This window comes from Undibacterium sp. Xuan67W, from assembly GCF_049340165.1.
In the GTDB taxonomy this organism is placed as follows: domain Bacteria; phylum Pseudomonadota; class Gammaproteobacteria; order Burkholderiales; family Burkholderiaceae_D; genus Undibacterium.
On the sequence record NZ_JBMPPN010000009.1, the window covers coordinates 18,598 to 39,971 of the forward strand.

Annotated in this window: 20 protein-coding genes; 11 read left to right on the plus strand and 9 right to left on the minus strand. The window is 48.5% G+C overall.

Translation table 11 applies throughout. From position 1 onward, the window contains the following. Positions 1–115 precede the first annotated feature (115 nt). The 6 genes from sbcB to yihA all read right to left on the minus strand — a co-directional run bounded on the left by sbcB (position 116) and on the right by yihA (position 6,811). Positions 116–1,564, minus strand: a complete 1,449-nt coding sequence (gene sbcB / locus ACO0LE_RS09950) for an exodeoxyribonuclease I (protein WP_422960213.1) — start codon at positions 1,562–1,564, stop codon at positions 116–118. Between the two features lie 113 nt (positions 1,565–1,677). Continuing rightward, positions 1,678–2,790: a magnesium transporter CorA family protein gene (locus tag ACO0LE_RS09955; RefSeq protein WP_422960214.1), complete on the minus strand. Its 1,113-nt coding sequence runs from the start codon at positions 2,788–2,790 to the stop codon at positions 1,678–1,680. Next, the gene (locus tag ACO0LE_RS09960) at positions 2,771–4,027 is read right to left on the minus strand and encodes a sterol desaturase family protein (RefSeq protein ID WP_422960215.1); all 1,257 of its coding nucleotides are present in this window, start codon (positions 4,025–4,027) and stop codon (positions 2,771–2,773) included. Before ACO0LE_RS09960 ends, ACO0LE_RS09955 begins: the two co-directional genes overlap by 20 nt. Before the next feature lie 65 nt (positions 4,028–4,092). Next, entirely contained in the window at positions 4,093–4,740 is a 648-nt protein-coding gene (locus ACO0LE_RS09965; RefSeq protein WP_422960216.1) for a lysoplasmalogenase, read from the minus strand. A gap of 28 nt (positions 4,741–4,768) precedes the next feature. Then, positions 4,769–5,782, minus strand: coding sequence for a porphobilinogen synthase (hemB, locus tag ACO0LE_RS09970; RefSeq protein WP_422960217.1), 1,014 nt, complete (start codon positions 5,780–5,782; stop codon positions 4,769–4,771). A 291-nt stretch (positions 5,783–6,073) separates the two neighbouring features. After that, positions 6,074–6,811: a ribosome biogenesis GTP-binding protein YihA/YsxC gene (gene yihA / locus ACO0LE_RS09975; RefSeq protein WP_422960218.1), complete on the minus strand. Its 738-nt coding sequence runs from the start codon at positions 6,809–6,811 to the stop codon at positions 6,074–6,076. A gap of 340 nt (positions 6,812–7,151) precedes the next feature. On the opposite strand from yihA, the gene ACO0LE_RS09980 reads away from it, so the two are divergent. The 5 genes from ACO0LE_RS09980 to ACO0LE_RS10000 all read left to right on the plus strand — a co-directional run bounded on the left by ACO0LE_RS09980 (position 7,152) and on the right by ACO0LE_RS10000 (position 13,404). Beyond that, entirely contained in the window at positions 7,152–7,823 is a 672-nt protein-coding gene (locus ACO0LE_RS09980) for a c-type cytochrome (RefSeq protein ID WP_422960219.1), read from the plus strand. Between the two features lie 115 nt (positions 7,824–7,938). Next, a complete protein-coding gene (locus ACO0LE_RS09985; protein WP_422960220.1) occupies positions 7,939–10,116 on the plus strand; it encodes a cytochrome c biogenesis protein ResB in 2,178 nt (725 codons plus the stop codon). A 111-nt stretch (positions 10,117–10,227) separates the two neighbouring features. Then, positions 10,228–11,373 (plus strand): c-type cytochrome biogenesis protein CcsB, encoded by a 1,146-nt coding sequence (gene ccsB / locus ACO0LE_RS09990; protein ID WP_422960221.1) that lies wholly within the window; start codon positions 10,228–10,230, stop codon positions 11,371–11,373. A gap of 205 nt (positions 11,374–11,578) precedes the next feature. Further along, the gene (gene msrP, locus ACO0LE_RS09995; protein ID WP_422960222.1) at positions 11,579–12,559 is read left to right on the plus strand and encodes a protein-methionine-sulfoxide reductase catalytic subunit MsrP; all 981 of its coding nucleotides are present in this window, start codon (positions 11,579–11,581) and stop codon (positions 12,557–12,559) included. Positions 12,560–12,762: 203 nt separating this feature from the next. Then, positions 12,763–13,404 carry a sulfite oxidase heme-binding subunit YedZ gene (locus ACO0LE_RS10000; protein ID WP_422960223.1) on the plus strand — a complete coding sequence of 214 codons (642 nt, stop codon included), beginning with the start codon at positions 12,763–12,765 and terminating at the stop codon, positions 13,402–13,404. 51 nt (positions 13,405–13,455) lie between these two features. On the opposite strand, the gene ACO0LE_RS10005 is transcribed toward ACO0LE_RS10000, so the two are convergent. Continuing rightward, the gene (locus ACO0LE_RS10005) at positions 13,456–14,190 is read right to left on the minus strand and encodes a transporter (RefSeq protein WP_422960224.1); all 735 of its coding nucleotides are present in this window, start codon (positions 14,188–14,190) and stop codon (positions 13,456–13,458) included. Between the two features lie 44 nt (positions 14,191–14,234). Between ACO0LE_RS10005 and ACO0LE_RS10010 the strand changes: the two genes are divergently transcribed. Further along, positions 14,235–14,849 (plus strand): 1-acyl-sn-glycerol-3-phosphate acyltransferase, encoded by a 615-nt coding sequence (locus ACO0LE_RS10010; protein WP_422960225.1) that lies wholly within the window; start codon positions 14,235–14,237, stop codon positions 14,847–14,849. 89 nt (positions 14,850–14,938) lie between these two features. Here the strand turns inward: ACO0LE_RS10010 and lptM are convergent, their stop codons facing one another. After that, complete coding sequence (lptM, locus tag ACO0LE_RS10015) at positions 14,939–15,091, minus strand: LPS translocon maturation chaperone LptM (protein WP_422960226.1); 153 nt, start codon at positions 15,089–15,091, stop codon at positions 14,939–14,941. A 165-nt stretch (positions 15,092–15,256) separates the two neighbouring features. Here lptM and cyaY point away from each other — a divergent pair, with 165 nt between their 5' ends. Beyond that, on the plus strand, positions 15,257–15,571 hold the full coding sequence (gene cyaY / locus ACO0LE_RS10020; protein WP_422960227.1) for an iron donor protein CyaY: 315 nt from the start codon (positions 15,257–15,259) through the stop codon (positions 15,569–15,571). An 86-nt stretch (positions 15,572–15,657) separates the two neighbouring features. On the opposite strand, the gene ACO0LE_RS10025 is transcribed toward cyaY, so the two are convergent. Continuing rightward, positions 15,658–17,970 carry a penicillin-binding protein 1A gene (locus ACO0LE_RS10025; protein ID WP_422960228.1) on the minus strand — a complete coding sequence of 771 codons (2,313 nt, stop codon included), beginning with the start codon at positions 17,968–17,970 and terminating at the stop codon, positions 15,658–15,660. A gap of 491 nt (positions 17,971–18,461) precedes the next feature. On the opposite strand from ACO0LE_RS10025, the gene ACO0LE_RS10030 reads away from it, so the two are divergent. Genes ACO0LE_RS10030 through ACO0LE_RS10045 form a run of 4 tightly spaced genes read left to right on the plus strand, consistent with a single transcriptional unit; the run spans position 18,462 to position 21,373 of the window. Further along, complete coding sequence (locus ACO0LE_RS10030; protein ID WP_422954694.1) at positions 18,462–19,544, plus strand: pilus assembly protein PilM; 1,083 nt, start codon at positions 18,462–18,464, stop codon at positions 19,542–19,544. After that, positions 19,544–20,161, plus strand: a complete 618-nt coding sequence (locus ACO0LE_RS10035; RefSeq protein ID WP_422960229.1) for a PilN domain-containing protein — start codon at positions 19,544–19,546, stop codon at positions 20,159–20,161. Before ACO0LE_RS10030 ends, ACO0LE_RS10035 begins: the two co-directional genes overlap by 1 nt. A gap of 22 nt (positions 20,162–20,183) precedes the next feature. After that, on the plus strand, positions 20,184–20,831 hold the full coding sequence (locus tag ACO0LE_RS10040) for a type 4a pilus biogenesis protein PilO (RefSeq protein ID WP_422960230.1): 648 nt from the start codon (positions 20,184–20,186) through the stop codon (positions 20,829–20,831). Beyond that, complete coding sequence (locus ACO0LE_RS10045; protein ID WP_422960231.1) at positions 20,828–21,373, plus strand: pilus assembly protein PilP; 546 nt, start codon at positions 20,828–20,830, stop codon at positions 21,371–21,373. The genes ACO0LE_RS10040 and ACO0LE_RS10045 overlap by 4 nt, the downstream gene beginning before the upstream one ends. Position 21,374: the final 1 nt, after the last annotated feature.

A 21,374-nucleotide genomic window follows, 5' to 3' on the forward strand; every position in this document is an offset into this window, starting at 1 on the left:
ATATTTTAAAAAATATATGAGTTGCATCATTCTTCGTATTAATAATCAGTATTTCCAGACGCAGTAAATTGTGATGAAATGCCCTTTTTCTAATTTGCAAGTTACGCTGCAACATCTACCTCGCAGGCACTACTATTTCCGCGTAGTCATATAGTGCCCCCAAGATCTCTTCGTCAGCTTCACTTGCGTCTTCCGACAATTGGTCAATCTCGTTGAAGTACTGATCGACATTGCGTGCCTTGCCCTCACCATCAAGTAGTCTGGCAACGCGATGTTCTTCCCATTGCGTTTGTTCCATTTCATTCAGGCTGTCAGGAAAATTCCTTGCGCGGTAGCGGAACAGCAATTCGCTTAAGCGACCATCCTGAAAATCTGGCTGTGCCTGTGCCAGACGTTCCGGTGTCATCGTACGCAGATCGTTTAGCAAACGCCGGTCTCCTGTACCCACAAAGCCGCCATACAGATCTTCATCGACATCCGCTGTCTCGTGATCGCGCGGTGCATATACTTGCTCCCACAATGCGCGTAATGATTCAGCGTGATCGCTCATCAATACGGTGGCTTTGTCGATATGGTCTTGTATTACATTCATATCGATTTTCCAGCGCTCTGCCATTGCCGGTGACAGGGTTTTGAGATTGCCGATGACGATTGGTGATTTGTTTAAATGTATCGTCTTCACGGGCAGGCGACTAACGCCTTCAGGCAGATCGCCGGTTTTGCTGAACATGCGTAATTGCACCGTTGCGGCGTCTAGCGTTGCCAGTTCTGCCGGATCGTGAGCGAGATCCCAGGCGATGACTTCGTTTTTATTTTTGGGATGGACTGCCAGCGGCCACATCAGCGCGAGACAACCCCGCTCGGTCGGGAACATGCCAGATACATGCAGAAACGCTTTACCCATCATCGGCAAACCGATTTCTGCAGCGACCTTATCTTTCTTATGCAAAGCCAGACAAAAGTCAAAGAGCTTCGGCTGCCTTTCCCGTACCAGACGCGCCAGCGCAATCGTGGCACGCACGTCGGACAAGGCATCATGCGCCGCCTCATGTGCAATGCCATTTGCTGCGGTCAGATGCTCAAGTCTGAAGCTGGGCTTGCCTTCGTCATTGGTTGGCCAGTTGATGCCTTCCGGGCGTAGCGCATAGGTGGTGCGCAGCATGTCCATGATGTCCCAGCGGCCGCATTGGTTTTGCCACTCGCGCGCATATGGATCCATGAGATTGCGCCAGAACATAAAGCGAGTAATCTCGTCGTCAAAGCGGATGGTGTTGTAACCAACGCCGATGGTGCCGGTTTGGGCTAGTTCACGTTCAATTTTTGCGGCAAATTCATATTCTGGGATGCCGCACTCAAGACAGGTTTGTGGCGTGATATGCGTGATCAGGCACGATTGCGGATCCGGTAAAAAATCATTCGCCGGCTGACAGTACAGCATGATGGGATCGCCGATTTCATTGAGTTCAGCGTCGGTGCGGATCGCGGCGAATTGAGCGGGACGATCGCGCCGCGCTTGTGCGCCGAAGGTTTCGTAGTCGTGCCAGAGAAAGCTGAGTTCTTGCATATGGTTTCTTTATATTTATTTGAATATTGGGGAGTATTTTTAAATCCCTAGGTAATCATTGCGTATGAATGCCTATTTTTTCTTCTACTCCACCCCAGTATATGAGACGGATATCAGTCGCGACGGCGGCTTGCCTGATCTTCAAGGTAGCGTTGACTGCGGAAGTAGATTAACAATCCAATCACGATCAGCAGCATGGCACCCATTGTGATCCAGAATCCCGATGCATTTTTGAGTAAAGGCATGACTTCGAAATTCATCCCGAATACGCCGGTAATCAAGGTCAGCGGCATAAACAGCGCGGTGATCACGGTCAGCGTACGCATGATCTCGCTGGTCCGGTGTGCCATCGCAGAAAAATGAATTTGCACTGCCGATTCCAGCGATGCTTCCAGGCGGCGGGCATGGTTCAGGACACGGCTGATATGCTCCATCACATCGTTGGTCCGAATCAGCAGCAAATCCTTGGCGCGGCCATCATTGCTGTCGCTACCGTCATGCGCATCGACGATGTGGTCACGTAACTCCTGCAATGCGTCACGTTGTTCCTCGCAAAGATTATCGAGCTTACGCAATTCCAGCCGCGAGTCGAGCAGCGCCATCCAGTTATTAAAAGGCCGACGCGGATCAAGCAGTGCATGTTGCCAGCGATCGAGCTGCTGGGTCAGTGGCTGACGTAATTCCAGATACTGATCCACCATCGCGTTAAGCAGCCGTAACATCAGATCCTCTGGCGAGCAGGGCAGGCGACTGGAGTGACCGTTACCCTCTGCTTTGTGTTTGTAGTTGAGCAGGCGGGTACGCGCGTTATCGATGGTGCGGCTTTTTTCTGCACGGACAGTGACTAGTGCATTACCCATCAAAAAAAACGAGACCGGTACCGTCATTAATTTATTTAGGGCAGCAGGAATCTTGCGCTTTTGTTGCTCGCTTTGTTCTGCGACTGGTAATGCACTCGCTTCACCATTCAATGCCAGTTTGCGAAACACTACCATCTCATAATCCTGGGTCGCATCGAAGTAAGACGGGTGAGTTAAATTGACCGCGTCTTTTAAATGCAAATCATAAATTTGTGTACCTGTCAGTCGTGCGACCTCTTCGCGCCATGCTTCGGGATTCAGATTCACCTCATCATGTGTTGCATCGAGCCAGATAAATCCTTGCGGCTGGACCGATGCATCCGGATTCAGTACAACTTGTGTGTCATTAACGTGAAAGATGTCCATGCCCAGCAGTCTTAAAAATGAGTCCGAGTGAGATAAGTGAGGCAATACAGGCAGTAGCGATTGCCATCTGTGCCATCACTGGTAAAGCGACTAATTGAAACCAGCTAGCGCTGACAACGACCATCAATAATGTGGCTACTAGTCGCACTGCTTCCAATCCGATATATCCGGTATGCCAGCGTTTTTGTTCCATTAAACCGCCGACGATCCATAGTCCGGCGACGAGCCAGATTGCATACGGCACCAATTGCGCGGCATGAGCGACGGGTGCAACTGTCAGAAAATGAGTGGCAACTTGCAAGCTCACTGCGAACTGGATCAGGCAATACCACATTCGTGTTCCACTCAGTGGCGGATTGTATTCGGGACGTAGTATATCGAAGGATTTCGCCGGTTCGCTTGCCGCAATATCGGCAGGACGCCATCCTGGCGGCATCAGCCAGATACGGCATTTATCCCACCAGTTACGTGTGCTCCAGGCATCGGCAGCAACGGCTTTATACACTTCCAGATTCGCCCAGAGAGGATTCCAGCTGCGTAATGGACTGCGTGTGCCGAATACCACCGGATGTGCATCTTGTTCCTCGATAAAGGTACCGAACAAGCGATCCCACAAGATTAAAATGCCACCGTAGTTTTTGTCCAGATACAGATCATTAACACCGTGATGTACCCGGTGATTAGATGGTGACACGAACACGCGATCAAACCAGCCGAGCTTGTCGATCTGTTCGGTATGGATCCAGAACTGATATAGCAAATCGATCAATGCAACGATGATGAATACATGCACAGGATAGCCGAGCACCGCCAGCGGCAAATAAAAAATCCAGCCAAACAAAGCGCCGGTGCTGGTCTGGCGTAGTGCGGTAGTCAGGTTGTATGCTTCACTCTGATGATGGACGACATGCGCCGCCCACAAAAGATTGGTCTCATGCCCCATACGGTGCAGCCAGTAATACAAGAAGTCATACAGCAACAAGCCGGACACCCAGACCCACCAATCATCGCCGGATAAATGAAAGATCGCATAATGCTGCACGACCCAGGTATAAACACCGACCGCCAGGACTTTTAAAAACACACCAATGATCTGACTCATCACGCCCAGACTCAAACTATTGATGGCATCATTAATTCGGTAAAGATGACGCTGACGACGTCGGGCGACGATAAATTCAATGGCGATCAATAAGAAAAAAACGGGACTCGCAAAGGTAATGATTTTCTCTTGCATGATGATCGCGATAAAAATGATTTGAGGTGTCGGGGTAAGAGAATTCAGATGTAATTAACTAGTATTCAGGAGCGGTTCACCGAACGCGCAATCAGACCCAGTGCAGCATAATACGTCGCCAGAATCAGCAGGCTCGCTTGCGGTAGCGGCGTATAAAATTTATTGTAAGCCAGCAGCGTATCTGACAGCATAAATAGTATGCCGCCAGCCATTGCCCATTTGCTTGTTGAGGTTTGTATGCTCAGATGGCGTGTGATTGCTTGCGCTGTCATGCACAACAGGCAGACGACATAGATGACAACCGGGATACGTAAATCCATGTTAAGTCCCGGCCACAGCACGAATAAATTCGCTGCGCCAAGCGCACCAATACCAAGAAAAATTAGCGGACGTGAAAAGAATCGGTGATCGCTGGTCAGTGCGCGTAGAAAGCAGATATGCGCGCATAAAAAGCTACCGAGGCCAAGCAAAAATCCAGGCTTGACGACGCTCGCTGGCAGCATCAAAAAAATATCACCAAATAGAGAAAAGATAATGCCTGTCAACATAGCCCGCCGATACGGCGGGCTAACACTGGTGGCGCGGAAGGCGAGATAAAAAATTAACATGGTGGTCAGCGGCTTGCACACATAGTGTAGCCAGATCACATTGTCTTGCGCACCGGCACCAGCGATCGCCAGCGCAGCGGAGACGATGATTAATAGGATCAGCATCATCGTAATAAGTAGTCGCCTGAGGTGATCAGGTAGTGTGCTTCAGCAAGCGTGCAACGTCGCGGGCAAAATACGTCAGGATGCCATCGGCACCTGCACGCTTAAATGCCAGCATGGTTTCCATCATCGTCTTGTTATGGTCGAGCCAGCCATTTTGCGCAGCGGCTTTGATCATCGCGTACTCGCCACTGACCTGATAAGCGAACGTCGGTACTTTGAATTCATCTTTGACGCGGCGTACGATATCGAGATACGGCATGCCCGGTTTGACCATGACCATGTCGGCACCTTCTGCCAGATCAAGGGCGACTTCGCGCAACGCTTCATCGCTGTTTGCCGGATCCATCTGATAATTCGCTTTATCGCTTTTGCCCAGATTGGTTGCTGAACCAACGGCATCGCGGAATGGGCCATAAAACGCGGACGCATATTTAGCTGAGTAAGCCATGATGCGGGTATGAATATAGCCGTGCGACTCCAGCGCATGACGGATCGCACCGATACGGCCATCCATCATGTCGCTTGGTGCGACGATATCGGCACCGGCTTCCGCTTGGGTCAATGCCTGGCGCACCAGCATCTCGGTGGTTTCGTCATTCAAGACATAACCGTCTGCATTGATAAGACCATCCTGACCATGACTGGTATAAGGATCGAGTGCAACGTCGGTCAAAATACCGAGTTCCGGAAAACGGTTTTTGAGTTCGCGAATTGCACGCGGGATTAAACCTTTTGGATTGGTCGCTTCAATGCCGTCCGGTGTTTTCAGCCCAGGATTGATCGCCGGGAACAAGGCCATCACAGGAATGCCTAGGGCAACGCAGTCTTCCGCCACGCCAAGCAGCACATCCACCGAGACGCGCTCTACACCGGGCATAGACGCAACCTTTTCACATTGATTGACGCCATCAATCACGAACACAGGATAAATCAGATCAGATGCGGTCACGCTGTTCTCGCGCATCAGCGCACGTGAGAACACATCACGGCGCATACGGCGCATACGGATAGCAGGGAATTGGGCGGGTTTTGTAATAGACATGACGATCACCGTAAAAATTTTTTGTTCAGAGTAATGAAACTTTTTTCTAAGCGCAAGCTCAGAAGGATAGGTGTTAAGTGCAGGTCTTCAAAATCCAGTGTCTTAAGCCTACCGCTTCTCCTCCCTGAGCGGGCGCCGTTCGTCCCTATGCGAATCGGCGTTGTTCCCCCGGCTCGATGCAATCGGCCGGGGTTTTTTTATGGTGGTACATTGCGCCGCGATAATCCAATAGGCGCTTTGCCGGTTATTCCCCTCTTTTTCCCGGAGCGGATCAGCTTGCGCTTTTTGTTTTTAATCTTGTGTATCAGCGGTTGTCGCGTCACTGGCGTGAGAATCTCCCGCATCCTCGCTCAATGGCGCAAGCGGAATATCCAATCCCAACAAATTCTGAATCTTTGCGTCAGCCTCTTCAATACCCGTGCGTTTCAGTGAAGAAAATAACTGGGCCGTAAAGGGAAACGGTTCACCATTCGCATCGGTATAGCTGGATAAAATATTATTGGTCAGGCGTAATGCATTGGTCGCATCGTTACGGTTCAGTTTGTCCGCTTTGGTCAGCAGGCAGTGGATGGGTCTGCCCGTCGGTGCAAACCATTCGAGCATTTGCGTATCGAGATCGGTAAAAGGGCGACGCGCGTCCATCATCAGAACCAGTGCAGATAATTGATCGCGCTTTTGCACATAGGAGCCCAGCAATTGATTCCAGTGAGTTTTAGCCGCGCCAGGAACTTCTGCATAGCCGTAACCGGGCAAATCGACCAGCAGTGCGCGGATTTCATCGACACGGGTTTCATCTTTACGATGCTGCCCTACATGAGCGCCGCCGATAGAGAAATAGTTAATATGCTGCGTGCGTCCCGGTGTTTTGGATGCGAAGCATAATTTCTTTTGATTGCACAAGATATTAATCGCAGTCGATTTGCCCGCATTGGAGCGACCGGCAAAGGCAATTTCCGGTACGGTGGTGTGTGGCAAATCGCGCAGATGATTGACCGTGGTAAAGAAACGGGCTTGCCATAGGATAGACATAAGAGGTGCGTGCGCTTTAAATAATAGTAAAGATGATCGGGGTGAAGCCGGCACTAAAGTCCGTATTTAGCTGTGACTTACACTGGACTAGGCAGAACGAAGTAACCCGGAGCATCGAAATTGCATGGAAAATGCAACAGAAGAAAGTGTTTCACTTAAAAGCTATTGTACAATAAGGGGTTAGGTATTGGGCTGCATGTTTCCGATCCCGCATTTTGTATGTTTGTTGTATTTATTGTACTGTCGGGTCGTGCGGATGCAATTCAGGCATCGCTACCAACAGCACAACTATGCGTTGCCAATAGGGCAGATTTCCATCATTTAGTCTCAAGGTGTTTGAATGAACCGTGCTTTTTCTCCTTTCTTGAAGTCCCTCAGCATCGCTGTTCTGGCGTTGTCTTCAGTCACCTCAATGGCCTATGCCAACGAAGAGCACAAAGCTCCTGCTAAAGCAGATCCGGCCAAAGGCGAAGCTCTGTACACCAATGGCGACGCTGCGCGCGGCATCGTGGCCTGTGCTTCCTGCCACGGTACGGCTGGTAATTCAACTATCTCTGTGAACCCGAAACTGGCTGGCCAGCACGAGGCCTATATTGCTAAACAATTGTCGAATTTTACTGGTCCTGATCGTAACAATGCCGTCATGACGACATTTGCTAAAGCGATGACAGAAGACGACATGAAAAATCTGGCGGCTTACCTGAGCACACAAAAATCCAAACCAGGTTCTGCAAAAAATAAAGATATCGTCGAAATCGGCAAACAAATTTACCGTGGTGGTATCGCTGAGAAAAATGTTCCAGCATGTGCTGGCTGCCATAGCCCAAATGGTGCTGGTCTTCCGGCGCAATTCCCGCGTATCGCGGGTCAGCATCAGGATTACACGATTGCACAATTGACGAATTTCCGTACTGGCGTGCGTAAAAACAGCGCACAGATGACCACGATCTCCAAACGCATGTCCGATGATGAAATCAAAGCAGTTGCTGACTACGTCGCAGGCTTGAAGTAAGAAGGTAAGCGATAATAAGTATTCTTAAGTAAGCTTAAGTAATCGCCGATCAAATAAATAAGTAGTCAATGGAGGGGGTGGCAAAAGCCATCCCCTTTTTTATTTTCAGGATTTTATGGAAACAAATACCGCTGGAATACAGATCAAAACCGAGCGTCGCTGGCTGGCGGATGCGGTTGAGTTGCTGTCATCAATGCGTTTTGCGATTAGCCTGCTTGCGCTGATTGCGATTGCCTCGACCATCGGCACGGTGCTGAAACAGAACGAGCCTATGCCAAATTATGTGAATCAGTTCGGTCCGTTCTGGTTTGATGTATTTGCCAAACTCGGTTTGTATGCAGTGTATTCGGCCTGGTGGTTTTTGCTGATCATGACGTTTCTGGTCTTGTCGACCAGCCTGTGTCTGATCCGTAATGCACCCAAAATGCTGAAGGATATGCGAAGCTGGCGTGACAACGTACGCGAACAGTCTCTGCGTAATTTTCATCATAAAGCGGATTGGCACATGACCGGGTCGCGGATTGCCAGCGCGAACCAGATTAGCGCTCACATTGCACGACTTGGCTATAAATTCAAAATTTCTGAAAAGGACGGTGCAACGCTGATCAGCGCTAAGCAAGGTGCTGCTAACAAATGGGGTTATATTTTTGCGCACAGTGCGATTGTGATTATCTGCGTCGGCGGTATGCTGGACTCGGATTTATCTATCCGTATGCAGCAATGGTTTATGGGTAAGGTCGCATTTGATGGTAGCGGTATCATCGCGAATATTCCGCAACAACATCGTTTATCTCTGTCCAATCCTACGTTTCGTGGCAACACCATGATCCCGGAAGGCGCGACAAGCAGCACGGCGATTATTCCTCAGCCTAAAGGCGTGCTGATCCAGGATTTACCCTTCACAATCAAACTGAATAAATTCATCATTGATTATTATTCGACGGGTATGCCGAAGTTGTTCGCCAGCGAAGTCATGGTCAAGGATCATGAAACCGGTAAGACTTTTTCCGCCACCATCAAAGTGAATGAGCCGTTGATCTACAAAGGTGTGGCAGTGTACCAGTCAAGTTTTGAAGATGGCGGTAGTCGCTTGTCCATGACAGCCTTCCCTATGACTGGAGCCCAATCGGCTGGCTTCGCCTTGGCAGGAGAGGTTGGTGGTTCTACCCTGCTCAAATCGGCGGGTGGCAATGATTACACGATAGAGTGGTCGGGCTTCCGGCCATTCAATGTGGAAAATATGAAAGCCGGGCAAGACCTGCGTGCGGTGAATACCAATACGAGTTTTAATCAGCAACTGAGCCTCGATCTGGACAAACATACCGGATCGGCGGCAAAGAATGCGAACAGCAAAGACTTAAAAAACGTCGGCCCGAGTGTGCAGTACAAACTGCGAGACAAGACCGGACAGGCCAGAGAATTCCATAATTATATGCAGCCGATGGAGCTCGACGGTGCAACGATGTTCCTTGCCGGTACGCGTGACAATCCGAATGAGCAATTTCGTTATCTGCGCATCCCGGCTGACGATGATGACACGATCATTGAGTGGATGAGGCTGCGTGCTGCGCTAGCAAATCCAGCATGGCGTGAGATCGCTGCCCAGCGCTATGTCAAACATGCGCTGCCCGAGAGCTCAGAGCAAATGCAAAAACAATTACAGGAACAGTTGCGCTTGTCTGCACTAAAAGGTCTGGCAATTTTTGCGGGAGATACTAAAGACAGTAAAAATCAGGTCACCGGTTTTGTCGCGATCTCCCGTTTTCTTGAGCAAATTCCAGCAGCGGAGCAGGGAAAAGCCGCCGATGTTTTTATGAAGATACTCAATGGCAGCATGTGGGATCTGTGGCAAGTCTCACGTGAACAAGCGGGTTTGCCTGTACTAGAACTGACAGAGAAACGCGCCCGGTTTATGCAGTTATCGATCAACGCTTTGTCTGATTCTTTTTTCTATGGTGCGCCAGTGTATTTGCAGCTTAGCGGGTTTGAAGAAGTGAAGGCATCGGTATTACAGGTAACGCGTTCGCCTGGCAAGAACGTGGTCTATCTCGGATGCCTGTTCCTGGTGATTGGCGTATTCTCGATGTTTTATATCCGGGAGCGTCGCTTATGGATCTGGTTAAAAGACAATGATGTTGGTGCAAGTGGCGAAAACATTACCGCTGCCCTGATGGCATTGAGTTCGCAACGCAAGACGCTGGATTTTGAAAAAGAATTTGAGCAATTGAAGAACCAGCTCGCGCATTTGTCGCCGCAGTCTGGATCTGCATCAACGCCGGGACAAGTACCCTAAGCGAGCTAATCGACTACACTGTGGTCACTTTAGTGAGCGGATGATCCTTGCTCCTTTCGTCCCAGATATATCGCTTGACGCCAGAAAGTAAGATTTAAGATTGGAAACATGATGGAAATGACACATAACAACGCACCTTACCAAGGGTTCTTTAAACGTCTTGGTACTCTGGACTGGCTTTATGCGTTTGCGCTTAGTATTGGCGCGATATTGGCACTTGGTCGCTTTGGTACTTTTATGGACGTGTATGAAAAAGGTATTCTGGTATGCGCAGTTCCTGCGTTTGCGTGGCTTGGATGGCATTGGAAACCAGTACGTCGCCTGTTCCTCGTCCTTGCTTTAATCACCTTCTTTGCCGTGCATTTGTATAACGGTTCGCTGGAAATGGCGAATCAAAAGTTTTTCCTGAAGTATTTATTGTCGAGTCAATCGGCAATTTTGTGGATGAGCACATTGTTCTTTTTATCCACCTTGTTTTATTGGGGCGGATTGATTGCGCGCTCGGATTTCGGTTCTTCGGTCGGATCTATCCTTTGCTGGTCTGCGGTGATTATGGGTTTCACTGGCATGCTGGTGCGCTGGTATGAGTCTTACCTGATCGGCGCGGATATCGGTCATATTCCGGTCTCGAACCTGTATGAAGTATTTATCCTGTTTTCGATGATCACGGCGCTGTTCTATCTGTATTACGAACAACAATATGCGACACGTCAGCTCGGTCCGTTTGTCCTGATTGTAATTTCTGCTGCGGTCGGTTTTTTGCTGTGGTATACCGTCAAACGCGATGCGTCCGAGATTCAGCCGCTGGTACCGGCCTTGCAAAGCTGGTGGATGAAAATCCATGTGCCGGCAAACTTCATTGGTTACGGTACTTTTGCCCTGGCGTCGATGGTAGCGGTCGCCTATTTGCTGAAATCTAAAGGTTATTTGCAAGATCGCCTGCCTTCGCTCGAAGTGCTCGATGATGTGATGTACAAAGCGATTGCAGTCGGTTTTGCCTTCTTCACTATTGCGACCATTCTCGGTGCGCTCTGGGCGGCAGAAGCCTGGGGTGGTTACTGGTCCTGGGATCCTAAAGAGACCTGGGCTCTGATTGTCTGGCTCAACTATGCTGCATGGTTGCACATGCGTCTGATGAAGGGGTTGCGAGGCCAGATGGCGGCGTGGTGGGCTTTGATCGGACTGATCGTGACCACCTTTGCTTTCCTCGGCGTGAATATGTTCTTGTCGGGTTTGCATTCTTACGGCGCACTGTAAGTTTGTACTGACCGGAAAAAAGCACTGCATTTGAAAATGCAGTGCTTTTTTTATGGCGAACATCAAAAAAATGTAAGGTTCAGCAGACTATGTCGACTCATGAGAAACTAAATCCTTACTTGCGTCGTCTAAGTTGTAAGCCGTCATCTTGACTGGCTTATAAATCCAGCAAGTTCATCCCTTCGTCGCCGTAAATGGAGTCATCATGTTGATCAAACGTAGTCCCAACGGTATCGAATTGCCATTTTCATCCGAGATCACGCCGCGTGAGGTATTTGAGTCGCGCCGGGATTTCATTCGTCAGTTGGCGGTCGGGTCGATTGCCGGTAGCGCCTTGTTTGAGATGGCGAACCGTGAAGCATTTGCCCAGACGCCGGGCGCGCAAAAACTTGCTGCGACGCTGAATCCCGCTTATGCGCTAATCGAGAGAAAAACAGCGTACAAAGACGCGACGACCTATAACAATTTCTATGAATTCGGCACTGACAAGTCAGAGCCAGCGATGAACGCGGGCACGCTAAAGCCCAGGCCATGGACTGTCACAATCGAAGGCGAAGTGAAGAAGCCGGTGACGCTGGATCTCGACGCCTTGCTCAAACTCGCCCCGCTGGAAGAGCGTGTATATCGGTTGCGCTGTGTTGAGGGCTGGTCGATGGTGATCCCGTGGATTGGCTATTCTTTATCGAACCTGATTAAAAAAGTTGAGCCGACCGGTAACGCCAAATTTGTCGAATTCATCACACTGGATGATAAGAAGCAGATGCCGGGCTTGCGGCGTCCGGTGCTTGAGTGGCCGTATGTAGAGGGTTTGCGTATGGATGAGGCGATGCATCCTCTAGCCTTGCTGAGTCTGGGTATGTATGGTGAAGTGTTGCCGAATCAAAACGGCGCACCGGTACGCATGGTTTTACCCTGGAAATATGGTTTTAAATCAGCGAAGTCGATTGTCAAAATCCGCTTAACGAAAGAACAACCCAGAACCGCATGGAATATCGCGGCACCAAGTGAGTACGGTTTTTATTCGAATGTGAACCCAGACGTTGATCATCCGCGCTGGTCGCAGGCAACCGAGCGCCGTATTGGTGAGGACGGCTTATTTGCCAAAAAGCGCAAGACGCTGATGTTCAACGGTTATAACGAAGTCGCCTCTTTATATACAGGGATGGATTTGAAAAAATTCTATTGATCTGAGCATGCTTGATCCGTACTGAGTTTTGGTCGGTTCAGCCGGTTTGTCTCTTTGTAATTAATGCTGGATTACACCGGATGAATGTCGTAAAAGCAGTGTTGAATGCGCAATCTGCCGAAATTAGGGGAGATTTTGACCATAGTAATGAACTGTCCACATCTGTTTTATCCCTAATTACGCCACCTACTTTGGATTATGTAATGCGCTTGCCAGCATATCAGCCATCTCCTAAGCAACTCTCGTTGATTAAAGTTATTTTGTTCATCGTCGCGCTGTTGCCGTTTTTACGTCTGTTCAGTTTCGCTTTTCTGGACAAGCTGGGTGCAAATCCGGTCGAATTCATTACCAGAAATACGGGTGACTGGACCTTGTATCTGCTGTGTATTACGCTGGCGATGACACCGCTGCGCAAACTGACTCAGTGGCATTGGCTGATACGATTGCGGCGTATGTTGGGCTTGTTCACTTTTTTTTATGCCTTGCTGCACTTCACGACATTTCTCTGGTTCGATCATGGATTTGATGTGGCCGAGATGTGGAAGGATGTATTGAAGCGGCCTTTTATTACAGTTGGTTTTGTAGCGTTCGTCTTGTTGCTGCCGCTGGCGGTGACGAGCACCAATGGCATGATTAAACGCCTGGGCGGTAAGCGCTGGCAATGGCTGCATCGCCTGATCTACCTGATCGCTCCCTTAGGTGTTCTGCATTATTTTTGGATGAAGGCCGGTAAGCATGATTTTTCTCAGCCAGTTTTATTCGGCCTGATCGTAGCGGCATTGCTTATTGTGCGTTTGTTCTGGCGCTGGCAAAGTAGCCGTATGCCTTTGGCCGGTCGTCATTAACAAGCAGAGTGTTCAGTAGCGGCACTCAATAGTTGTGCTCAACAGAAGCACTCAATAGCGCAGGCTAAGTCCCGCACCCCATCGTTTTTCCAGACCGGTATTGTGCTGTACAAATTGCACTCCCATATCCACGTCAATATCTGGCGTGGGGGCAGCAATGATGCCGATGACTCTCGTGACTTCCGCATTGCGCCGAGAAAGCAATTCATTTTGTGCGATGCTGATATCTGCTACTACTTTCCATTCGGGCCGGATGGTGTAAAGCACGGCAGTTGAGGCACGCCATACGACGCTGCGGCTGTCTTTGTGGCTGATCGTGTCGCGAAAGCGATGTGTCGTCAGGGCGAGATTGCTTTGCACGGTCCAGTCCGAAAGATCATAGCTACCGACTAGCGATAAATTCGCATCCTGACTATCGCTTCCCAATCCCTTTTTCGCATTACCTGTTGGCAGTTGCCACTCCGCTTTGACTGCGAGTTTCAGTTCTTCTTTTTCCAAAAACAAGATCTTGGTTCCGAGCGCGAGGTCATTAATGCCAGACGGCTGACTCCAGGTCAGAGGTAGATTTGCATATAGATCAATGCTGTCGCGCAGTCCATAGGTGTAGGTGAGCCCGCTGACTTGAGTGCGTCTGCCTGCGAAGTCGACATGATCCGTATTGAGTTCGATCTGCTGCTTGTCGAGACCTTGCATGCCTGTGTCCTCGGTCACCAGCGGGTGGGCGGCGAAGGCTGTGTTGCTAAACAAACCTAGCACGAACAAAAACGACAGTTTGTTTTGCATCATTAATTGCTCCTTGGCATAATCGCCGCACATCATACTGAAAAATTATGACAGCACATCTACTTACAACAAAAAATGTCGAGACAGGGTTGCAGCGTTTTGCTGTGATAACAATGAAACTGATCGGTTGGCGGGTATTGTATAAACCTTTGCCCGGACCGCGTGGCGTGATCGTCGTATATCCACATACATCAAACTGGGATTTCGTCGTTGGTGTCCTGGCGATGTGGGCGATTGGCATGCCTTTTCACTTTATTGCTAAATCCACGCTGTTCGAGGGAGTGACCGGCGCGACCATCGGACGCCTGGTGCGCTATCTCGGTGGCGAGCCAGTTGAGCGCAAGGCATCAACCGGGGCTATCGCCCGCTTAGCCGAACGCATCAACCGCGCTGACTGGTATTGGCTGGCTGTCACGCCCGAGGGGACGCGCAGTCATCGCCCATATTGGCGTAGCGGTTTTTATCATATTGCGCTGGCCGCCAAGATCCCCGTGGGGTGTGCGTATTTCGATTTCGCTAAAAAAGAAATCGGCCTGATCGATTATTTGCCGCTGACTGTCAACGTGGACAAGGATATGGCGGCGATACGAGCGGTTTTGCAAGATACGCAGGGATGCCGGCCAGAGTTGGCCTCACCTATCATGCTTAGACCTGATGACTAATGCTAATAGTGGGGAGTATGGGTGAAAACATGCCTTATGCCGCATGTTTTTCCTAGACCTTTAAATATACTCGCCTCTAGTATGTATTTTTATTGCGGTGCTGTTATCTGAGCGGTAGCGGGTTCAACGTTAGCTGCTGCTGTCACGCCCGATTTATTCGGGATGTACAAAGGACCTTTTTGGCCGCAGGCAGTGACTGCGAACAAGAATGCGGCGCTGATGAACAGTCGTGTGATTTTCATAATCGTACAAATTCCTGGTTGATGCGAGCGTTTGCCCGTTTTATTTTGATGTCTGTTCGTTTGCATACACCGGCAAGCTGATTGCCCTTGCGCTCCGTGGTTCTTTGGGAGCCGATCAGGGATTAAGGCTTACAATGACGTTTTAAGTTTGCGCTGGAGTGTAGCATGACCGAAACCGAATTTTTGACACTGGCGGATACTTGCCTGCGTCAGGTAGAGAGTATTTTTGAACAGGCGTTTGAGAATGATGAACTGGATGTCGAATGCAAGCGAAGCGGTAACGTATTGGAAATCGAGTTCGTCAACAATGGCTCAAAAATCATTGTGAATAGTCAGGCGCCGATGCAAGAGATGTGGCTGGCAGCGCGTTCTGGTGGCTTTCACTATCGCTACGACGGTCAGCACTGGCTTAATACGCGCGACAGCTCAGAATTTTTCAGCACCTTGTCTGCCATAGCGAAAGTGCAGGGCGCGATGTAATTTGCAGAGCTCACGCAATTGTCTCAGACGTCGTTATCGCGAGGACTGAGGCGAGGGTGCAAACTCTGCTATATCTATCGCGGGGTCTATTCTTCGATGACTTTTGTTTCTGCTTCCAAGGACTGTATGCCAGTCCCTGGAGGGTTTTCAGCATAATAAAAGTCGCCATTGGCAGAGATAATACCGTTCGGTACCGGGCGCTCTTCGATAGGAATATCTTTGAGCGCCCTTTGCATATAGCCTATCCAGATCGGTAGCGCCAGCCCGCCGCCAGTTTCTTTATTACCGAGATTCCTCGGCTGGTCAAAGCCGATCCAGGCAATTCCGACCAGCTTGGCCTGATAACCCGCAAACCAGGCATCAAACGAATCATTGGTGGTACCGGTTTTGCCCGCGATATCAGGACGCTTCAGGGATAATGCTTTGGTCGCCGTGCCGAAGCGCACGACATCTTTCATCATGCTATCCATCAAAAACGCATTACGTTCGTCGATCACACGATTAGCTTCATCGCCGGATTTATCAGGGTTTGCCTGCGATAAGACTTTGCCAGTTGTATCGGTAATTTTTGAAATCAGATAAGGATTGATTTTGTATCCACCGTTGGCAAACACGGCATAGGCGCCAGCCATTTGCAACGGCGTTACCGCGCCTGCACCAAGAGCCAGTGTCAGGTAGGGGGGATTTTTTTCTGGTAAGAAGCCAAAACGATTCGTATATTCTTGCCCATATTTCGCGCCAACTTTATGCAGGATACGGATCGAGATCATGTTTTTGGATTTGGTTAAACCCTTGCGCATGGTCATCGGGCCTTCATATTTGCCGTCGTAGTTCTTCGGCTCCCAAGCCTGACCACCGGTCTGACCCGCATCAAAACTGATAGGCGCGTCGTTAATGATGGTTGCCGGTGACAGCCCTTTTTCTAGTGACGACGAATAAATAAATGGTTTGAAGCTGGAGCCTGGCTGACGCCATGCCTGTGTCACGTGATTAAATTTATTGATGTTGTAGTCAAAGCCGCCAACCAACGCACGAATTGCACCGTCGGTGGTGCTGGCAGCGACAAAGGCGGACTGCACTTCAGGTAGTTGAGTAATGTTCCAGTTTTTGCCTTCTTGCACGACACGTATGACCGCACCGCGCTGAATTTTTTTGTTTGCTGGTGCGGTTGCCGCCACTCCTGCGGCGGCAAATGTCAGTCCTGGCCCGGTAATCTGGATCTCTTCGCCAGATGCCAGCACGGCTTTCACCTGTTTAGGATTGGCATCAAGCACCATCGCAATCACCAGGTCATCGCTATCCGAATGTTGAGCGAGTTCTTTTTCAATCGCATCTTCAGCAGCCTCTTTGCTACTGGGAATGTCAATGATGGCCTCAGGGCCGCGGTAGCCGTGACGCTTTTCATAATCCATGACACCACGACGCAGCGCCAGATAGGCGGCATCCTGGTCCGCTTTGGTGATCGTGGTGTAGACGTTTAATCCTCGGGTGTATGTTTCTTCCTTGAACTGCTCGTACACTAGTTGGCGCGCCATCTCTGCCACGTATTCGGCGTGGATACCAAATTCGCTACTATCGGTTTTGGTATGAAATACTTCTGTTTTGGCTTGCTCATATTGCGCCTCGGTGATGTAGCCAAGTTGCTTCATTCTTTGCAAGATATATTGCTGGCGAACGGTGGCGCGTTTGGGATTGGCGACCGGGTTGTAGGCAGACGGTGCCTTTGGCAAACCAGCCAGCATCGCAGCTTCGGCGATGGTAAGTTCTTTCAGGCTTTTACCGAAATAGATTTGCGCCGCAGAAGAAAACCCATAAGCACGCTGACCCAGATAAATCTGGTTCATATACACCTCAAGGATCTGATCTTTGGTCAGATTCTGTTCAATCTTCCAAGCCAGCAGGATTTCATAAATCTTGCGTTTAAAGGTCTGTTCGCTGGACAAAAAGAAGTTACGCGCTACCTGTTGCGTAATCGTTGAGGCACCCTGCTTGGCGCCACCGGTCAGGTTATGCAGTGCTGCCCTGGTGATACCCAAATAGTCGACTCCGCCATGTTCGTAAAAACGATCATCTTCAATCGCCAGTACAGCTTTTTTCATAATTTCAGGAATTTCCTTGAAATGCACGACATTGCGCCTTTCTTCGCCAAACTCGGCGATCAGCATATTGTCGGCAGAGAACACGCGTAGCGGCATCTTCGGACGATAGCTGGTGATCGAGTCTAGTTCGGGTAAGTTCGGATAAGCCATAGTTAAGGCGAATCCGATCATCAGCAATCCGGCGATGAACAAGCCCAGAATAATGCCGCCAGTTCCCAGCAGTAATTTGACTGCCCAATGGCGGGTCTTCGTTGTTTCTTGTTGTTTTGATGTATCTGAAGAAGTGGGCGTCGCTGGCATGGGAGATTTTAGTGGTGTTTCGATTGAGAATTTAGGCTGACATTATATCCTTTGAGGGAAGTAGCCCAGCGAAAGCAGTGAAGTGTATAAATAAAAGCAAAAGTAATTGGTCTTGCCAGCTTGTATTTTCCGGCATTTATTTTTTGTGTAACCAAACGTTGCTAAATCCAAATTGGATTGGATTTTTGATAAAATTTTGCTTTTTTGCAATTAAATAACAGGAATTTACATGATTATTTGTTGTTTCTGCGGGTGAATCTCATTTTTTGCGTGGGGAATTGGCAACGGATAATGTTGATGCTGCGTGGAAAATGCTTTACACAATGAAGCGCTTATTGCTAGGATTTCATGTAAGCTTGGATGATTGTCTCCTAAATAGCGGTTTTTAAAAGAAAATTTCTATTTGACGCGCGCAATATTTAGGCATTTTGTAGCAACAGCCGCAGGCTAAAAGTAATGCAAATAAAACAGTATTTTTTGAGGGGATATCCTTGGCTTTAGATCTTGCATCATTGCTCGGTAGAAAAAATCCGCCTTTAATTGGCTTGGATATCAGCACGTCTGATGTCAAGCTTGTGGAGATTTCTGAGGGGAGCAATAAGGCGTTCAAACTAGAACGTTATGGCTCCGAACTGCTGCCTAAAGGTGCCGTGGTAGACGGAAATATTGAAAATATCGAACAGGTCTCAGAGGCGATTCGTAAGGTAATAAAAAAAAGCGGAGTCAGTGCAAAAAATGTCGCACTTGCGATGCCCGCCTCAGCTGTGATCACGAAGAAAATTATCTTGGCTGGTAATTTGAGCGAGCAGGCACTTGAGCTTCAGGTTGAGTCAGAAGCCAACCAATATATTCCGTTTGCAATGGATGAGGTCAGCCTGGACTTTTGCGTCATTGGCCCTGCGGCTAACAACGCCGAGGAAGATGTTGAAGTCATGCTGGCTGCTTCAAGAAAAGAGAAAATTGAAGATAGGGTCGCTGTCGCTGAGGCCTCTGGCTTACAGGCTAAGGTTATGGATATCGAATCCTATGCTGCACGCGCATCCGTCTTGCGACTGATTGAGCAGCAACCAAATGCGGGCCAAGATCAGATTTATGCCTTGTTTCAAATCGGTGCTAAGGTCACCTACATCTCTATCTTGCTCAACGGAGAGGTGATCTACGAGCGCGATCAGCAATTTGGCGGTAATCAGCTGACGCAAGATATTGTACGCAATTATGGCCTGGCCTTTGAAGAAGCGGAACTCAAGAAAAAACAAGGGGATTTGCCAGATAGTTACGAAATGGAGTTGCTTGAGCCGTTTCTAGAGAGTGCAGCCCTTGAAGTCACCCGAGCAATCCAATTCTTTTTCACCTCCACCCCTTACACCAGGGTAGATCAGATTTTCCTGGCTGGTGGTTGCGCAGTCATCCCCGGGCTTGTAGATATGATTGCAGAGCGTACGAAAATATCCACTAGCGTTGTTAGTCCGTTTAAAGGTATGGAACTATCGTCAAATGTAAGCGAGAAGGCTTTGCGTACTGACGCACCTTCTTATATGGTGGCTTGTGGCCTCGCAATGCGGAGATTTGGCTAATGATAAAAATTAACCTCCTTCCTCATCGTGAGGCTAAGCGGAAGCAACTTAAGAATGATTTTTATACTCTGCTATTGTTTTCCGGGATTATTGCTGCTGCAATCATTATTGCAGTAGGGACATTCTTTTCAATGAGAATTTCACAGCAGGCAGACAGAAATAATTTTATTAAGTCAGAAAATACCAAGCTAGACGAAAAAATTAAGGAAGTTGCTAGCCTGAAGCAGGAAATCGACGGATTAAAAGCTCGCCAGCAAGCCGTAGAAGATCTGCAGGGCGATAGAAATCAGCCCGTATTTATGTTGGATGAGTTAGTTAAATTAACACCTGAGGGCGTATTTTTAAAAACGCTTAAACAAGATGGTCAACGGATTGTTTTGAATGGTTACGCTCAGTCCAATCAGCGGGTGTCAGAGTTTTTGCGAAGTTTGGGTAACAAGTCGCCCTGGATGGATAAACCTGAGTTAATTGAAATCAAATCAGCTGGTTTAGGTCAAGGTCGCGATGCGAAAAAAGTATTTGATTTCACTGTGAATGTTGGTATCAAGCGTCCGCGCGAAAAAGATTCGACAGCAGCATCAGGAGTTGCTGCAACCCCCGAAATCAAAAAGCCCTGATGAGAGCGGATAGGAAACAATTATGGCAAATTTAAATGAACTCACTGACTCTATCAATTCCCAGTTTCGTGATCTTAATGGGCTGCATCCAGGACTGTGGCCTCTCGCACCTCGACTGCTTGCCGCATTCTTACTGTTGGGAGGATTAATCATTTTAGGTTGGTTTGCTTACTGGGATTCCCAATTACTTGAGCTGGACACAGGTCAACAAGAAGAGCAAAAACTTAAAGATTCTTACAAGCAAAAAATGCAACAAGCGATTAGCTTAGATGCATTGAAAGAACAGCGTAAATTAGTACTTCAATATGTTGCAGCAATGGAGAAACAGTTACCAAGTAAGGCTGAAATGGATGCTTTATTGTCTGACATAAACCAAGCTGCGACTGGACGTGGATTAACTTTTGAAACGTTCAAACCGGGGCAGGCTGTAGTCAAAGATTATTACGCTGAACTTCCGATTGATATTCGGCTAGCAGGCAGCTATCACGATATGGGTGAGTTTGTAAGTGATATAGCTAAATTACCTCGAATTGTGACACTTAATAATTTAGCGGTTTCTACATCAAAAGAGGGTGGATTAATACTTGATGTTGTTGCAAAGACATTTCGCTATTTGGACCCTGAAGAAGTTTCTGCTCAGGCCGCCTTGAAAAAAGGTACGAAAAAATGAAAATATTCATTAAACATTTTTGTCTCACCTTCGCTATTTGTTCAGGTCTGGTCGGTTGTGGCGACAACGGCGTATCAGAAGTGCAAGAGTGGATGGTTCAAGTAAAAAAAGACAGCCGCGTGATAATTTCGAAGATAAGTGAACCGAAAATATACGTGCCTTTCTCATATGCAGGCAAAAATGATGTTGACCCTTTTAATCCTTCAAAATTATTAGTTGTCTTGGCACGTATGAAAGCTGAGTCCAATAATGGGTTGAGGCCGGATATGGAGCGCCGCAAAGAGGCTTTAGAGTCATATCCACTAGATACTTTACAAATGGTTGGAACGATAGAGCGGCCAAACTTGAGATATGCTTTGATTAAAGTTTCTGGCGAAAATAAGGTTATTCAAGTAAAAATGGGCAACTACTTAGGGCAAAATTTTGGAATGATTACGAAAATTACTGATAATGAATTAGAGATCAAGGAAATCGTTCAAGACGCGGCAGGTGAGTGGACTGAACGCCAAGCAAAATTAGAGCTGCAGGAGGCGAAAAAATGAT